The sequence below is a fragment of the Blautia sp. NSJ-140 genome, from assembly GCF_022868965.1.
Taxonomy (GTDB): Bacteria; Bacillota; Clostridia; order Lachnospirales; family Lachnospiraceae; genus Blautia_A.
The window spans coordinates 233922-249758 of the sequence record NZ_JALIFS010000001.1 but is presented as its reverse complement, the minus strand read 5'-3'; the positions used below and the strand labels follow the sequence as shown (position 1 = coordinate 249758).

The following is a 15837-nucleotide window of genomic DNA, read 5'->3' as shown; positions in this document are numbered from 1 at the left end:
GGAACGGAGGGCCATCCTTTTTCTTTTTGCTGCTCAGTGGATTTCTTCACCGGCAGTTTTCTGTGCGGTTTTTATTTCATTGTAACAGTATTTGATGATAGATTTTCTGGTTATGATCCCGATGAAGGAGCCCTGGTCATCTACCACCGGCACGAAGTTCTGATTAATGGCGCGATCCAGGAGGTCTTCCATATTAGAATCTGCATGGACTGGTTTGTAGGTGGCACGGCGTGGGATCGCCATGATCGGGATTCCCTCTGTTTCCTTGATGTCGTGAATATCTGCGCGGCGCATGCCCCAGAGGAGATCTCCCTCTGAGATAGTGCCGAGATATTTACCGTCCATGGTGAGGATAGGAATGCAGGAGTACTTGCGGTGCTCCATTTTTTCGAGGGTCTGGCGAAGAGTTTCATCCTCAAAGATGTAGGCTACTTCGCTTTTGGGAATCAGAAAAAACAGAATGTTCACGTTATTACCTCATTTCCGCAAAAATTATAAATAAATCTGTAAGCTGTTTTTAGAGAAGCTGAAGTCCGTGTGTCTCTGCAACATCTGTGATCTCCTTCGGCCAGAGAGAGACATGTACTTCTCCGATGTGTGCTTTACGAAGGAAGAACATACAGATCCTGGACTGTCCGATACCACCGCCGATGGTGTACGGAAGCTCTTTGTTCAGGATAGCTTTCTGGAATGGAAGTTCTCTTCGGTCATCACAGCCTGCTTCGGTGAGCTGGCGGTCAAGTGCGTCCTCGTCAACACGGATTCCCATTGATGAAAGCTCAAGGGCAATGTCAAGTACCGGATAGTACACGAGGATATCACCGTTCAGTTCCCAGTCATCATAGTCCGGGGCACGTCCGTCGTGGCGTTCGCCGTTGGTGAGGGTTTTGCCGACTTTCATAAGGAAGACAGCGCCTTTTTCACGGGTGATCCGATATTCACGTTCCTTCGGTGTGCAGTCCGGATACATGTCAAGAAGCTCCTGAGTTGTGATAAAGAAGATATCCTTTGGAAGGATCTCCTCGATGTAGTCATATTGTACAGCCATGTATTTCTCGGTTTTACGAAGGACACTGTAAATGGTGCGTACGGTTTCCTTGAGAGTTTCAATGGAACGCTCTTCTTTGGAGATGATCTTTTCCCAGTCCCACTGGTCTACGTAAACGGAGTGGATATTGTCCAGATCTTCATCCCGGCGGATTGCTATCATATCTGTGTAAAGACCTTCTCCGTGAGAAAATCCGTATTTTTTCAGTGCGTAGCGTTTCCATTTGGCAAGGGAGTGTACGATCTCGGCGTTGCTTCCTTCGATAGATTTGATATCAAAACTTACCGGGCGTTCTACACCATTAAGGTTGTCATTAAGGCCGGATTCCGGGGCTACAAATGTCGGGGCGGATACTCGGAGAAGGTTCAGCTTCTGTGAGAGTGTCTGCTGGAAGAAATCTTTTACTGTTTTGATCGCAATCTGTGTGTCATGGAGGTTCAGGTCTGCATGATAGGTTGCGGGAATCGTGATTGTATTCATTATCGGCTCCTCCTGATGATTTTTAGGCTTATTGCTCTGTGGGGTATTATAGCAGAAAATGGGTGGAGTGGCAATATAATGAGAGGGGAAGTCTTTTGGGGTATCGTAGAAAAATACTGGGTATTAAATGCCTGGTGTGATATACTGAAAAAAGAATGCTTATGTTTACGATGGAAATATAAATATCCGTTTTAACGGATAGAATGGAGGGAGTTTATGGCAGGTGAAAGGTGTCAGGTTTGTGGGGGTAAGGTTGTAAATGGCAGGTGTTCATTATGTGGGATGCCTTACAGAAATGATGAGGCGTTATATCATCTGAATGAGCCCCGGGAGGTACATTATAAACATGCTTCCGCCAAAGTGAGGGATATGATGCGGCGGTATGGACAGGATGCTGATCAAACAACACAACATAACGGAAACGTAAACCGGAATACGAAGAATACGAACGTGAACCGGAATACGAACGTGAACCGGAATACAAATGTGAACCGGAATACGAATGCAAGCCGCAATACAGATTTGAATCGGAACCCAGCCGGAAGCCGGAATACAGGTGCGCCAGCCGGACGTAGGACTGCTGCAGCAGATAATACCAGGAACAAAACAATGGTGGGCAGGAATCATACGGGAGTTTTAGATCAGGGGAAAAAACAGCAGAAAAAAGATCAGAAAAACAGCGGGGCAGGCTGGATCATATGGATCATAGTGACACTGGCCATGCTGTTTCCTAAATTATGGGATTTCCTTGCAGACTGGATCGGAACGAATTTGTGAGAATATTTCAGCAGTGAGATCATGCAGTGCTAAGTGTCTGTATTTTCGTGTATACAGAAATATCCCTTTTCTTTTCTTCTCAGCTGTGTTATACTCATGCCTAGCACAACATATAGATGAAAAACAATATATAGAGAATATAGGTACTATATATAGTATTTTAGCATAGCGGCTTATATATAGCACAGGGAGGGATGAGCAATGTTATATGTGATCAAAAAAGATGGGACAAGAGAGGAGTTTAATCCGCAGAAGATCGTGGCTGCCGTGAACAAATCCGCAGAGCGTATTCTTTATACTTTTTCAGACGAGGAGAAGGATTTTATCTGCCGTTTTGCCCAGGAGCATGCGGATTCCCTTGGAAAGAATGAGATCGAGATCCAGGAGATGCACAACATCGTGGAGGGGGCTCTGGAGCGTGTGAATCCGGCAGTTGCCAAGAGCTACCGTGATTATCGGAATTACAAGCTGGATTTTATCCATATGATGGATGATGTATATACCAAGAGTCAGGCAATCCGTTATATAGGTGATAAAAGTAATGCCAATACAGACAGTGCCCTTGTTGCCACGAAACGAAGCCTGATCTTTAATGAGCTGAACAAGGAACTCTATCGGAAGTTTTTTATGAACCGTAATGAGCTTCAGGCATGTAAGGACGGCTACATTTATATTCATGACCAGTCTGCACGTCTGGATACCATGAATTGCTGTCTGTTCGATGTGGCAGCTGTTTTAAGTGGCGGTTTTGAGATGGGCAATGTCTGGTATAACGAGCCGAAGACTCTGGATACAGCCTTTGATGTTATGGGGGATATCATTCTCAGTACAGCAGCACAGCAGTATGGTGGCTTTACAGTGCCGGAGGTTGATAAGATCCTGGCACCGTATGCAAAGAAAAGCTATGATAAATATATTTCCGAATTTATGAAATACTCGGATGAGAGCTGGAGTGGCCGCGAGGAGCGAGCTATTGAATATGCTCTTGATAAGGTCCGCAGGGATTATGATCAGGGATGGCAGGGAATTGAGTACAAGCTGAATACCGTCGGTTCTTCCAGAGGGGATTATCCGTTTGTTACGGTGACACTTGGTCTCGGAACCGAGCAGTTTGAGAAGATGTGCACGATTTCCCTTCTTGAGGTCCATCAGGGAGGACAGGGGAAGGCCGGACATAAGAAACCGGTACTTTTCCCGAAAATCGTATTCCTTTATGACAAGGAGATCCATGGTCCCGGAAAGTGTTGTGAGGATATTTTTGAGGCTGGTGTGGAGTGTTCCTCCAAGACTATGTATCCGGACTGGCTGTCTATGTCCGGTGCGGGATACATTTCCAGTATGTACAGGAAATACAAGAAGGTCATCAGCCCGATGGGATGCCGTGCTTTCTTAAGTCCGTGGTATGAGCGTGGCGGTATGGAGCCGGCGGATGAGAATGATACGCCTGTTTTTGTGGGACGTTTTAACATTGGTGCGGTAAGTCTTCATCTTCCGATGATCCTTGCCAAGGCCAGAGCAGAGAGCAGAGATTTCTATGAGGTTCTGGATTTCTATCTGGAAATGATCCGTAACCTGCATATCCGCACTTACGAATATCTGGGACAGATGCGTGCATCCACCAACCCGCTTGCATACTGTGAAGGCGGTTTCTACGGCGGACATCTGAAACCGAATGAAAAGATCGGTAAGATTCTGAAGCCTATGACAGCTTCCTTCGGTATCACAGCATTAAATGAGCTTCAGGAGCTTTATAATGGCAAATCTATTGCCGAGGATGGGGCGTTTGCTCTGGAAGTCCTGAAATATATCAATGACAAGGTAAATCAGTACAAGAAGGAAGACGGTTATCTTTATGCGATCTACGGAACACCGGCAGAGAGTCTCTGTGGCCTTCAGGTAGAGCAGTTCCGTAAGATGTATGGAATCATCGAGGGCGTTTCTGACAGACCGTATGTGAGCAACAGCTTTCATTGCCATGTAACAGAGGATGTGACTCCAATCGAGAAACAGGATCTGGAGGGACGTTTCTGGGAGCTCTGCAATGGCGGTAAGATACAGTATGTACGTTATCCGATCGGATACAACAAAGAAGCTATCCGTACGCTGATCCGCAGAGCCATGGATTTGGGATATTATGAGGGAGTGAACCTTTCTCTTGCATACTGTGACGATTGTGGACATGAGGAGCTGGAGATGGATATATGCCCTGTCTGCGGTTCCAGAAACCTGACCAAGATCGACCGTATGAACGGATATCTTTCCTACAGCCGTGTCCATGGAGATACCCGCCTGAATGAGGCGAAGATGGCTGAGATCGCTGAGCGAAAATCTATGTAAATGCTGACTGTCCGATCAACTGTGGAACAGTGATCGGACAGCCAGACGGTATAAAAAATATCCCGCAGAGCTGCCGGTAAGACCAGCAGCCGTCTGCGGGATATTTTCATGTAAAGTGAAGGTTCACATTTCACTTTGTATTCTGAGTCCGTAAAATGATTATTTAATGATAGTTCCGGTCTTCTCACGGTAGCCGTCTTTTGCATGGGCCATGTCTGTGATGATGGTACGGCGTCCGGTTCCCTTCTCCACAAAGGAAACACCTGCTTCGATTTTAGGAAGCATGGAGCCTGCCGCAAACTGTTTGCCGGCAATATATTTCTTGGCATCTTCTGTGGAAATAGTATCCAGATAAGATTCATGATCCGTATTATGGTCAAGGCTTACTTTCTCGACGCTTGTAAGGATCATCAGAGTGTCAGCGTTCAGTTCTTCTGCAAGAAGTCCTGCTGCCAGGTCTTTCTCGATGATGGCACTGGCACCATTCAGCTGAGTTCCCTGCTCAAGAACCGGGATTCCGCCGCCGCCTGCAGCAATGACGATCTGCTCTGCAGCAGAGAGGACCTTCACGGTTTCGATCTCTACAATCTTCTGTGGCTTCGGTGCTGCAAGGATACGTCGGTACTGGCCCTCGCCCACCTTTGTAACAAAGTTTCCTTTTTCTTCTTCAGCCTCGGCCTCTTCTGCGTTGAGAACACGTCCAATGATCTTCTCCGGCTCTGCGAATGCTTCATCGTATGGATCGATGACAACCTGTGTCAGAACTGTGCTGACCGGTTTGTAGATTCCTCTGGAGATAAGCTCGGCACGAATGGCGTTCTGAAGGTCATAGCCGATATAACCCTGACTCATGGCGGAACATACGGACATTGGTGCAAATGTATAATCAGGATGTGCCTTACCGAATTCATTCATTGCGGTGTGGATCATCCCTACCTGCGGACCGTTGCTGTGGGAGATCACCACGCGGGTTCCCTCCTCTACCAGATCTGCGATTACCTTCGCTGCGAGTTTTGTAGCTGTTTTTTGCTCTGGAAGTGTGGTGCCAAGTGCCCGGTGGCCTAATGCAACTACTACGGTTTTTTCGCTCATAGGAAATACCTCGTTTCTCTTTAAAATTGGAATGAAATCAGTTACTGTATCCAGTAACGAGTATTATATTTTATTATAAAAGACCTATGTGGGAAATGCAATAGAAAATCGAGTGTTTTCCAAGACCGGAAAAACTGTCATTGTTGTTCACTGGTAATATTCCGCGAGGTGTTTTTTGTGAGCGAAGGTCACAGAAAACCCGAGGCATACCGCACGAATTTACGCGATCAGCATAAATTCTGTGCATCTCGAAGTGTGTTACTGAGAACAGTGTGAACAGCAACAAACCGCCTGATTCGGTCAGACGGTTTGCTTCTTACTATTTTTTGAGGGGGGAGATAGAGAGTGGTTTTTCATCTATCCAACACCTATTATATAGAGAAAATATGTTTAAAATATGTCGTTAATCTAAAAGAAATGGAAAATTTATAAAGAAAGTTTAAACAAACTTTATAATTTTTATATCCGGTTGCACATGGTCTGGGAATGTGATACATTGAAAAAGTCTTGATCCTGCATTCTGCGGGATCTGTTCACGCATCGTTTCGATGCAGAAATCCATTTTATTTTATCGAAAAAACACTGATCATGCACCATTTGCCGGGGAGGGATGCCTTTGTCTGTGGAAAAGTAAGTTTCTGTAAAAAAAACATGTGTATAAGAAATGCCAGATCAGGCAGAAATGAGGAAGAGCCATGAAAAACAGAATATGGAAACAGATGAAGAAAGTCGGAATTGTGACAGTGCTGACAGGAGTCATGTTGGGAGGAACAATAGAACCGAAGCTGATCCTGGGAGCAGATTTTTTGTCGGGACAGGTACCGTTTATCGATCAGAGTGTGTTCTGGAAAGATAGAGAATCCGGACAGGCGGAGCTTGGAATCCGAATCCGCGGCTTGAATGAATGGCTGTCCGGGAGAAGGTTTTCGGAGGATAAGGAGAAAAATGAGAAGTGGGACGATGAACTTCAGGAGACTGAAGATCCATCGGTGGAGCAGGAAGAAGAAACAGAACAGGAGCTGCCGGAGGATGACTGGCAGAAAGAAGAAACAGAACAGGAGCTGCCGGAGGATGACTGGCAGAAGGAAGAAACAGAACAGGAGCTGCCAGAGGATGACTGGCAGAAGGAAGAAGAAACAGAACAGGAGCTGACGGAGGATGGCTGGCAGAAAGAAGAGACAGAACAGGAGCTGCCGGTGAATAAGGTTGTGGAAGGAATCGGAATAGAAATGGAGGAAGGATATGAGCACGTGGAGCAGCTGGCATCCGGGGAAACAGTACAGCCGGAGGATGAAGAGCAGGAGAAAACGGGTCCGCTCACACCGAAAGGAACGGCGTCCGGAGAAGAAAATGTAGGTGACGAAGAGGAATATGAGTCTGAGGAGATTCAAAAACTGACGCTGGTCACGTATATTTCGGAGTATTTTGTTCCGGAAACGGATTCTGTCCCGAAAAATATGGCTGCACAGCAGATTTCTGTAAGAAGCCAGAGTGGTGAAGCTACAGAGATCACAAAGCTGAAAATCATGCTGAACGTGGAACAGGACGGGCAGGATGAGATCTTTTTCCGGATCCCGCTGATCCTGCGTCAGGAATACCGTTTTCCGGCAGAGAAAAGCAGTTATCCTGTGACTCAGGAGGAACCGCTTCAGAAGGACTGTACCAGTGCGGGAACCTTTCTCCTGACAGAAGAAAACGGGGAAGAGCTGGTGATCGCAGAGGGGATCTCGCCTATGCTGGACGTGGAGGCTGCAGAGGCTGATATGGAATTGTCGGTAACTGCACAGAATGAAAAAATGAAAGCAGGGCAGACCATCCGTTATCAGGTGGAGATCGCTAATACCGGAAAACTGGATCTTGCAGATATCCGTCTGACCAGCAGCCTTTCCTGTCCTAAGATCCGGCAGATGTGGGAAGATGCAGAAGGACTTCTGACAGAAGGGGCAGTGGCGGAATTTGCGGAATTAAAAGCCGGAGAGAGCAGGAGCTTTTATGTACAGGCGCCGCTTCTGGATGAACAGGAAAAAGATCTGGAGCACCAGGTGGAAGCAGAGGCCAGGGTAAAGGGCAGAGCAGCGGAGGTGATCCGGAAGAACGCCACCACTATAAATAGTCTGGAGGCACTGAAGGCGGATCTTTCTGTAAAGAAAACTGCAGACAAAGAAACCGCTGCACCGGGTGAGACTGTGACCTATCAGATCTGTATCGTGAATACTGGTGAAAAAACGCTTCATTCGGTTGTGGGAACGGAGCGCTTTCAGGCGGCTGGGATCCATGCACAGTTTCTGGAGCAGGAAGGTGTAACGCTCAACAGCAGCCGTACAAAGGCAATGATCCAACAGATCCCGCCGGGAGAGGCAGTTTCTCTTCAGGCCGTGGTGAAGATCCCGGAAAGAACAGCGGATCAGAAGCTTTTTAACCAGGTGACGGTCACAAGCCAGGAAACTGGAGAGCGATCGATGGAGGCCTCCGCTTCTGTCATAGTAAAAGGAAAGGTAACCGTTACGCCGGAAGAAAGGCTTTTTCTGCAAAGTGATGATCAGGATCCGGCTTCCGGTCAGACACAGATGGCAAGAGCAGCGTCTACACATCCGAAGACAGAAGATGATACAAGGACGGATCTGTGGACTCTTCTGGCAGTGACAGCTTTGGTGACTGTGATGGGCGGTATCTGGCTCCGGAAAAAATATGCGGATATTTATGAGAAAAGCTGATGTTACTGAGAACGGAGTGAACGGTAACAAGCTGACATTTTACAAGGCGGCCGTGCCTCAAAGAAACGTTGAAAACAGGGGGGAGGTGTGCTATTCTATATGATATGTACAGAAAACAAAAATAGTATATTTCCCGCCTCCGGTGTGCTGCCCGTCAGAACGGAAAAAGGGAAAATGGAGGAGAAAAATGAATCTTTTATCCTTATTGGAACATCTTGAATACAAATGCCTTCAGGGAAATACAGAGCAGGAGGTTTCTTCTGTTGTATATGATTCCCGCAAAGTAGAGGAAGGGAGCCTTTTTATCTGCATCAGAGGTGCGGTCGTGGATGGACATAAATTTATACCTGATGTTGTGGCAAAGGGTGCGAAGACACTAATCGTGGAAGAAGCGGTGGAGGCACCGGAGGATGTGACAGTGATCCAGGTAGAGGATACCCGTTACGCCATGGCCTTTATTTCAGCAGCATGGTTCGGACATCCGGCAGAAAAGCTCAAAACCATCGGTATCACCGGAACCAAAGGAAAAACAACTACAACCTATATGGTGAAATCGATCCTTGAGAATGCCGGATATAAGGTTGGTCTGATCGGAACCATCGAGGCTGTTATCGGGGAGAAGCATATCCCGGCAGCCAACACGACACCGGAATCCTATATGGTACAGAAATATTTTCATGATATGGTAGAAGCAGGCTGCGATGCGGTCGTTATGGAGGTTTCCTCACAGGGACTGATGCTTCACAGAACCCAGGGATTTGTGTTTGATTTTGGAATTTTCACAAATATTGAACCAGATCATATCGGACCGAATGAGCACAAGGACTTTGATGATTATCTGCACTGCAAATCCATGCTTCTCAGACAGTGTAAGGTTGGTATCGTAAATCGTGACGATGAACACTTTGACCGCATTATCGAAGGCCACACCTGTAAACTTGAAACCTATGGATTTTCCGAAAAAGCAGATCTCCGTGCAGAGGACGCCAGACTCGTTGGAAGAAAGGGCTATTTGGGAATTTCCTATCATGTTAAGGGACTTATGGATTTTCCTGTGGAGATCGATATTCCAGGTAAGTTCAGCATTTACAATTCTCTGACTGCCATTGCCATCTGCCGTCATTTTAAGGTATCCGAGGAGAATATCATCAAAGCTCTGAAGGTGGCCAGGGTCAAAGGCCGTATTGAGATGATCAAGGTATCTGACGAATTCACATTGATGATCGATTACGCACATAATGCCATGGCGCTGGAGAGCCTTCTCGGAACACTGAAGGAATATGATCCGCACAGACTGGTATGCCTGTTTGGCTGTGGCGGAAACCGTTCCAAGCTGCGTCGTTATGAGATGGGTGAGGTTTCAGGAAAGATGGCAGATCTGACAATCATCACTTCGGATAATCCGCGAGATGAGGATCCACAGGCCATCATCGATGATATCAAGATCGGAATGGCAAAAACAGACGGAAAATATGTAGAGATCCCGGATCGTAAAGAGGCGATCGCCTATGCGATCCATCATGGTGAGCCGGGAGATATCATCGTCCTTGCCGGAAAGGGCCATGAGGATTACCAGGAGATCAAGGGAAAGAAATATCCCATGGATGAGCGCGTGCTGATCCGGGAGATCCTGGAAGAAGATCAGAAAGCGTAAATGGATGATCTATGCAGATGTGATCATTGATATTTCTCATGAAAAGCTGGACCGGGATTTTCAGTATCGTGTACCTGAGGAGCTGGTGCAGGCAATAAAACCCGGAGTTGTGGTCACAGTGCCCTTCGGAAAGGGAAATACCCTTCGGAAAGGCTATGTGACCGGGATCTCCGGAACGGCAAAATATGATGCGTCAAAGCTCAAGGAGATCCGGGGAGTGTCCACAGACAGTGAGACAACAGAATCCCGGCTGATCGCACTTGCGGCCTGGATGAAGGAGACCTATGGCTCCACCATGATCCAGGCACTGAAAACAGTTCTGCCTGTAAAAGACAAGGTCCGTGCAAAAGAGAAAAGACTGATCCTTTTTACAGGGAAAAAGGAAGAGGGGCAGGCACTTCTTGGCAAGCTGGAAGGCAGCCGCTTTAAAGCACGTGAGCGGTTCCTTCGGGCAATCCTGGAGGCCGGGAGCCTGGATTATACCTATGCCTCCAAAGAGCTTGGGGCAGGCATTTCCGTTCTTGATTTTTTTGAAAAAAAAGGTCTGATAACTATTGAAAGTCAGGAAATGTATCGCATTCCCGAGGGGCTCGGCCTGGTGAAGGAGAACATGGAACTGAGTCTGAACCAGGAACAGCTCTTGGCGGCAGAGCAGATTTTTCGGGAATGGCAGGAGCCGGACCCAAGGCCTGCACTTCTTTTCGGAGTGACCGGAAGCGGAAAGACCCAGGTTTATATGCGCCTGATCCAGAAGGTACTGGAGGAGGGAAAACAGGCAATCGTGCTGATCCCTGAGATCGCGCTTACTTATCAGACAGTCAGGCGCTTTTATGCCATGTTCGGAGATAAGGTTTCGGTTCTGAACTCCAGACTTTCCCAGGGAGAACGTTATGATCAGTTCAAAAGAGCAAAACGTGGTGAGATCCAGGTGATGGTAGGACCCAGATCCGCATTGTTCACACCGTTTTCAGATCTGGGACTGATCGTTATCGACGAAGAGCATGAACCCACCTACAAAAGTGAGAATACGCCAAGGTACCATGCACGTGAGACTGCCATTGAGAGGGCGCGGATGGAACATGCCCGTGTGGTCATGGGATCAGCCACTCCGTCATTGGAAGCCTACAGTCATGCCTGTGACGGAGAATATCTTCTGGTAAAGTTAAATGCACGTTATGAGGAAAGACCGCTTCCACAGGTATCGATCGTGGATCTTCGGGAAGAATTAAAGAAAGGGAACCGCTCGGTGCTGAGTCTGGAGCTGAAGAGGGATCTGGAGCAGGTCCTTGAAAGAAGAGAACAGGCCATGCTGTTTCTGAACCGGAGAGGATATGCGGGCTTTGTTTCCTGCAGAGCCTGCGGTCACGTTATGAAATGTCCCCACTGTGATGTATCTCTAAGTGAACACAATGGCAATCGTCTGATCTGTCATTACTGCGGCTATGAGACTGTGAAACCGGAAATCTGTCCGTCCTGTGGTTCACCGCACATTGGTGGATTTAAGGCAGGAACCCAGCAGATCGAGAAGGTCATTGAAAAAGAATTCCCGAAAGCCAGGGTACTTCGAATGGATTTTGATACCACAAGGACCAAGGACAGCTATGAGAAGATCCTGGCTTCTTTTGCAAAGCATGAGGCAGATATTCTGGTGGGGACCCAGATGATCGTCAAGGGACATGATTTTCCAAATGTGACCCTGGTAGGAGTGATCGCAGCAGATCTTTCGCTGAATATGGATGACTATCACTGCGGGGAGCGTACATTCCAGCTTCTGACTCAGGCAGTTGGACGTTCCGGCAGAGGGAACCGCCCGGGGCAGGCGGTGATCCAGACATATCAGCCGGAGCATTACAGTATCCAGGCTGCGGCTATTCAGGATTATGAGAAATTTTATAAAGAAGAAATGGGGTATCGGATGCTTCTGGACTATCCGCCGGCAGCCCATATGATGACTGTTTTTGGCGCCTGCCAGGATGAAGAACTTCTGAAAAATGCCATGTATTATATAGAAGTTTTTATCCGCAGGGTAAGTCCGAAGGAAGAGCTTCACATGATCGGACCTGCAGCTGCATCGGTAGGTAAGGTAAAGGATGTTTATCGTCAGGTGATCCATCTGAAGCACAGGGATATCTGTTTTCTCACAGCAGTCAGAGAGAAGCTGGAGAAATATATAGAGATAAATTCCGGATTCCGGAAAATATACATTCAATTTGATATGAATTAAAGGAGAAGAAAAATGGCACTTAGAACAATCCGTGTACAGGGGGATTCTGTACTGACAAAAAAATCCCGGACAGTAGACAAAATGACACCGAGGATCGGGGAACTGATCACAGATATGCTGGATACCATGTATGATGCAATGGGTGTTGGCCTCGCCGCACCACAGGTAGGAATCCTGAAACGTATCGTTGTCATTGATGTAGGCGAGGGCCCGATCGTGCTGATCAATCCGGAGATCCTTGAGACAAGCGGCGAGCAGACCGGTGACGAGGGATGCCTGAGCGTTCCTGGAATGGCAGGACAGGTAACACGTCCGAACTATGTGAAGGTAAAAGCACTTGATGTAAATATGAACGAACAGATCTACGAGGGAGAGGGCCTTCTGGCAAGAGCGTTCTGTCATGAGATCGATCATCTGGATGGAAAAATGTATACAGAACTTGTGGAGGGAGAACTTCACAAGGTAACTTATGATGAAGAAGACTAAAGGCGGGATACTATGAAGATTATTTATATGGGAACTCCTGACTTTGCGGTGGCGCCTCTTGCAGCACTGGCAGAGAACGGATATGAAGTGGAGGCTGTGATCACACAGCCGGACAAACCGAAGGGCAGAGGCAAAACTATGATGCCTACTCCTGTAAAAGAAGAAGCACTGAAACATGGGATCCCGGTACTGCAGCCGGTGAAGGTAAGAGATCCTGAATTTGTGGAAGAACTGAAAAATCTTGCACCGGACATCATCATTGTTGCGGCATTCGGACAGATCATTCCAAAGAGCATCCTGGATATGCCGAGATTCGGATGCATCAATATCCATGCGTCTCTGCTTCCTAAATATCGTGGAGCTGCACCGATCCAGCAGGCGGTGATCGATGGTGAAAAAGAATCCGGTGTTACCATTATGCAGATGGGAACCGGTCTGGATACCGGTGATATGATTTCCAGGATCGTGGTTCCGCTTGCCAAAGATGAGACAGGTGGAAGCCTGTTTGATAAGCTCGCACAGGCAGGTGCAGAGCTTCTGGTACAGACTTTACCGTCCATTTTTGACGGAACTGCAACCCGCGAGAAACAGCCGGAGGAGAGTCCGACACCATATGCTGCCATGATCTCCAAAAAAATGGGACTTCTGGACTTCAGCAAAAATGCGGAAGAACTGGAGCGTCTGGTAAGAGGCCTTGATCCATGGCCAAGCGCTTTTACCTTTATCAATGGAAAAACATTGAAGGTCTGGAAGAGCTCTGTTCTGGAAAAACAGGCACAGGAAGCACCTGGAACTGTGATAGCCGCTGACAAAGGAGGAATCCAGGTGGCATGCGGCCAGAAGGTACTCGTGCTCCATGAAGTGCAGCTGGAAGGCAAAAAACGCATGGAAGCGGATGCGTTCCTCCGGGGATATCAGTTGAAACCAGGAGACATGTTCAGAGATTCCAGGGAGTGATGAGTTATGTACGGATATGGTTATTACGGATGGGGAATGGACCCCACGATTCTTTTACTTGTGATCGGAATGCTTCTTTCTCTTGCGGCATCCGCAAAGCTGCGCAGTACCTTTGCAGTCTATAAAAAGGTACGGAGTCATTCTGGCATCACCGGTGCGGAAGCTGCACAGAGAATCCTGAGAGCAGCAGGGATCACAGACGTACAGGTGGTTCCGATCCGCGGAAGTCTTACGGATCACTATGATCCGAGAACGAAAACGGTTTCCCTTTCAGAAGATATTTATGGAAGAAATTCTCTGGCGGCTGTGGGGGTGGCAGCACATGAATGTGGCCATGCGATCCAGGATGCAATCAATTATGCACCACTGAATATCCGTTCAGCCATTGTACCTGCCGCAAATATTGGTTCCCAGCTTTCGTGGCCGCTGTTTATCGCAGGGCTGATCTTTTCCATTGATCCGCTGGTAACTCTGGGAATTGTTTTGTTTTCACTGGCAGTACTGTTTCAGCTGGTGACACTTCCGGTTGAGATCAATGCGTCTTCCAGAGCGCTTAAAATGCTGGAAAGTACAGGTATCTTAGGTGCAGATGAAAAAAAGGGTGCAAGAAAAGTACTTACAGCGGCAGCGCTTACCTATGTGGCAGCTCTGGCGGCATCCATTCTGCAGCTTCTGAGACTGATTATCCTTGCAGGAGGTAGAGATCGTGATTAGCAGCGGAGTAAATACCAGAGAACTGATTCTTGAGATCCTGTTACAGATCGAGGAGGAGGGGGAGCACAGCCATATTGCGATCCGGAATGCGCTTTCCAAATATCAGTTTCTTCCGAAACAGGAACGTAGCTTTATTACAAGAGTATGTGAGGGAACTCTGGAATACAGGATTTATATTGATTATGTCATCGATTCTTTTTCCAAGGTTTCTGTAAACAAGATGAAACCGCAGATCCGCGAGATCCTGAGAAGTGCGGTATATCAGCTGAAATTTATGGACAGTGTTCCGGACAGTGCAGTATGCAATGAAGCGGTAAAGCTGGCACAGCGAAAAGGCTTTTATAATCTAAAGCCCTTTGTCAACGGGGTGCTCCGTACGATTGCAAGAGAGATCAGTGATCTGGAGCTTCCTTCCAGGGAAGAAAACGAAGTCCGTTATCTTTCCGTGAAATATTCCATGCCGGAATATCTGGTAGAAAAATGGAAAGCAGCCTACGGAGTGAAGACTACGGAGAAGATCCTGGAGGATTTTCTGACAGAAAGACCGATCACAGTACGGTGCCGTACTCATAAGGCGTCTCTGAGAGAAATCGTCACCAGTCTGAAGTCTCAGGGAGTGACAGTAGAACAGGCTCCTTATCTTCCCTATGCACTGAAGATTTCCGATTACAATCATATTCTGACACTTGAAACCTTCCTTCAGGGAAAGATCCTGGTGCAGGATGTAAGCTCTATGCTCGTAGCGGAAGCTGCAAGTCCGAAAAAAGGAGACCATATCATCGACATGTGCGCTGCACCAGGTGGAAAAAGCATCCATGCGGCAGACAAAATGGGGGATTACGGAAATGTGGATGCCAGAGATGTAAGTCAGTATAAGGCAGATCTTATCGAAGAAAACATCCACAGGACCGGAGTGATCAACGTGGAAGCCAGAGTTCAAGATGCAACGGTATATGATCCGGATTCCGAACAGGCTGCGGATATTGTGATCGCGGATGTACCGTGCTCCGGTTATGGTGTTATCGGCAAGAAACCGGAAATCAAATACCGGGCAACTCCGCAGAAACAGGAAGAGATCGTAATGCTCCAGAGAATGATCCTGGATAAGGCTGCAAAGTATGTGAAACCGGATGGAACGCTGATCTTCAGCACGTGTACCATTGCCCGGGAAGAAAACGAAGAAAATGTATTATGGTTTTTAAAGAACTATCCGTACCGGCTGGAAAGCCTGGATCCGTATATTCCGGAGGAACTGCACTGTAAATCCACGAAGCTTGGCTATCTGCAGCTTCTGCCGGGAATACATAAGACAGATGGATTCTTTATTGCCAGATTCAGAAGGAAATAACAGAAA

General features: G+C 47.4%; 12 protein-coding genes. 9 read left to right on the top strand and 3 right to left on the bottom strand.

The genetic code is table 11. From position 1 onward, the window contains the following. Positions 1 to 33: 33 nt before the first annotated feature. Together MUB50_RS01115 and asnA are read right to left on the bottom strand one after the other, a co-directional pair. Positions 34 to 468: a CBS domain-containing protein gene (locus MUB50_RS01115; RefSeq protein ID WP_118512569.1), complete on the bottom strand. Its 435-nt coding sequence runs from the start codon at positions 466 to 468 to the stop codon at positions 34 to 36. Between the two features lie 49 nt (positions 469 to 517). After that, entirely contained in the window at positions 518 to 1528 is a 1011-nt protein-coding gene (gene asnA, locus MUB50_RS01110; protein WP_138277062.1) for an aspartate--ammonia ligase, read from the bottom strand. Between the two features lie 216 nt (positions 1529 to 1744). Between asnA and MUB50_RS01105 the strand changes: the two genes are divergently transcribed. Next, positions 1745 to 2305 (top strand): hypothetical protein, encoded by a 561-nt coding sequence (locus MUB50_RS01105; protein ID WP_244789930.1) that lies wholly within the window; start codon positions 1745 to 1747, stop codon positions 2303 to 2305. A gap of 201 nt (positions 2306 to 2506) precedes the next feature. Beyond that, positions 2507 to 4642 carry an anaerobic ribonucleoside-triphosphate reductase gene (gene nrdD / locus MUB50_RS01100; RefSeq protein WP_118623406.1) on the top strand — a complete coding sequence of 712 codons (2136 nt, stop codon included), beginning with the start codon at positions 2507 to 2509 and terminating at the stop codon, positions 4640 to 4642. A gap of 159 nt (positions 4643 to 4801) precedes the next feature. Here nrdD and arcC read toward each other — a convergent pair whose 3' ends face one another. Next, positions 4802 to 5734, bottom strand: coding sequence for a carbamate kinase (gene arcC, locus MUB50_RS01095; RefSeq protein ID WP_015526125.1), 933 nt, complete (start codon positions 5732 to 5734; stop codon positions 4802 to 4804). Between the two features lie 695 nt (positions 5735 to 6429). On the opposite strand from arcC, the gene MUB50_RS01090 reads away from it, so the two are divergent. The 7 genes from MUB50_RS01090 (at position 6430) to rsmB (ending at position 15831) form a co-directional block, all read left to right on the top strand. Next, on the top strand, positions 6430 to 8448 hold the full coding sequence (locus MUB50_RS01090; protein ID WP_118623408.1) for a DUF7507 domain-containing protein: 2019 nt from the start codon (positions 6430 to 6432) through the stop codon (positions 8446 to 8448). Positions 8449 to 8635: 187 nt separating this feature from the next. Next, positions 8636 to 10102, top strand: a complete 1467-nt coding sequence (locus tag MUB50_RS01085) for a UDP-N-acetylmuramoyl-L-alanyl-D-glutamate--2,6-diaminopimelate ligase (RefSeq protein ID WP_118623410.1) — start codon at positions 8636 to 8638, stop codon at positions 10100 to 10102. A 4-nt stretch (positions 10103 to 10106) separates the two neighbouring features. Further along, positions 10107 to 12326, top strand: coding sequence for a replication restart helicase PriA (priA, locus tag MUB50_RS01080; RefSeq protein WP_118623412.1), 2220 nt, complete (start codon positions 10107 to 10109; stop codon positions 12324 to 12326). 12 nt (positions 12327 to 12338) lie between these two features. After that, complete coding sequence (gene def / locus MUB50_RS01075) at positions 12339 to 12812, top strand: peptide deformylase (protein ID WP_021651614.1); 474 nt, start codon at positions 12339 to 12341, stop codon at positions 12810 to 12812. A gap of 12 nt (positions 12813 to 12824) precedes the next feature. Further along, positions 12825 to 13769 carry a methionyl-tRNA formyltransferase gene (fmt, locus tag MUB50_RS01070; protein WP_118623414.1) on the top strand — a complete coding sequence of 315 codons (945 nt, stop codon included), beginning with the start codon at positions 12825 to 12827 and terminating at the stop codon, positions 13767 to 13769. Positions 13770 to 13775: 6 nt separating this feature from the next. Next, complete coding sequence (locus MUB50_RS01065; RefSeq protein ID WP_015526118.1) at positions 13776 to 14483, top strand: zinc metallopeptidase; 708 nt, start codon at positions 13776 to 13778, stop codon at positions 14481 to 14483. After that, on the top strand, positions 14479 to 15831 hold the full coding sequence (gene rsmB / locus MUB50_RS01060; RefSeq protein ID WP_118623648.1) for a 16S rRNA (cytosine(967)-C(5))-methyltransferase RsmB: 1353 nt from the start codon (positions 14479 to 14481) through the stop codon (positions 15829 to 15831). The genes MUB50_RS01065 and rsmB overlap by 5 nt, the downstream gene beginning before the upstream one ends. Positions 15832 to 15837: the final 6 nt, after the last annotated feature.

What these genes read in the sequence shown, in the direction of transcription:
- asnA (WP_138277062.1), bottom strand. Translation starts at nt 1,528, where the DNA reads ATGAATACAATCACGATTCCCGCAACCTATCATGCAGACCTGAACCTC.
- MUB50_RS01105 (WP_244789930.1), top strand. Translation starts at nt 1,745, where the DNA reads ATGGCAGGTGAAAGGTGTCAGGTTTGTGGGGGTAAGGTTGTAAATGGC.
- nrdD (WP_118623406.1), top strand. Translation starts at nt 2,507, where the DNA reads ATGTTATATGTGATCAAAAAAGATGGGACAAGAGAGGAGTTTAATCCG.
- arcC (WP_015526125.1), bottom strand. Translation starts at nt 5,734, where the DNA reads ATGAGCGAAAAAACCGTAGTAGTTGCATTAGGCCACCGGGCACTTGGC.
- MUB50_RS01090 (WP_118623408.1), top strand. Translation starts at nt 6,430, where the DNA reads ATGAAAAACAGAATATGGAAACAGATGAAGAAAGTCGGAATTGTGACA.
- MUB50_RS01085 (WP_118623410.1), top strand. Translation starts at nt 8,636, where the DNA reads ATGAATCTTTTATCCTTATTGGAACATCTTGAATACAAATGCCTTCAG.
- priA (WP_118623412.1), top strand. Translation starts at nt 10,107, where the DNA reads ATGATCTATGCAGATGTGATCATTGATATTTCTCATGAAAAGCTGGAC.
- def (WP_021651614.1), top strand. Translation starts at nt 12,339, where the DNA reads ATGGCACTTAGAACAATCCGTGTACAGGGGGATTCTGTACTGACAAAA.
- fmt (WP_118623414.1), top strand. Translation starts at nt 12,825, where the DNA reads ATGAAGATTATTTATATGGGAACTCCTGACTTTGCGGTGGCGCCTCTT.
- MUB50_RS01065 (WP_015526118.1), top strand. Translation starts at nt 13,776, where the DNA reads ATGTACGGATATGGTTATTACGGATGGGGAATGGACCCCACGATTCTT.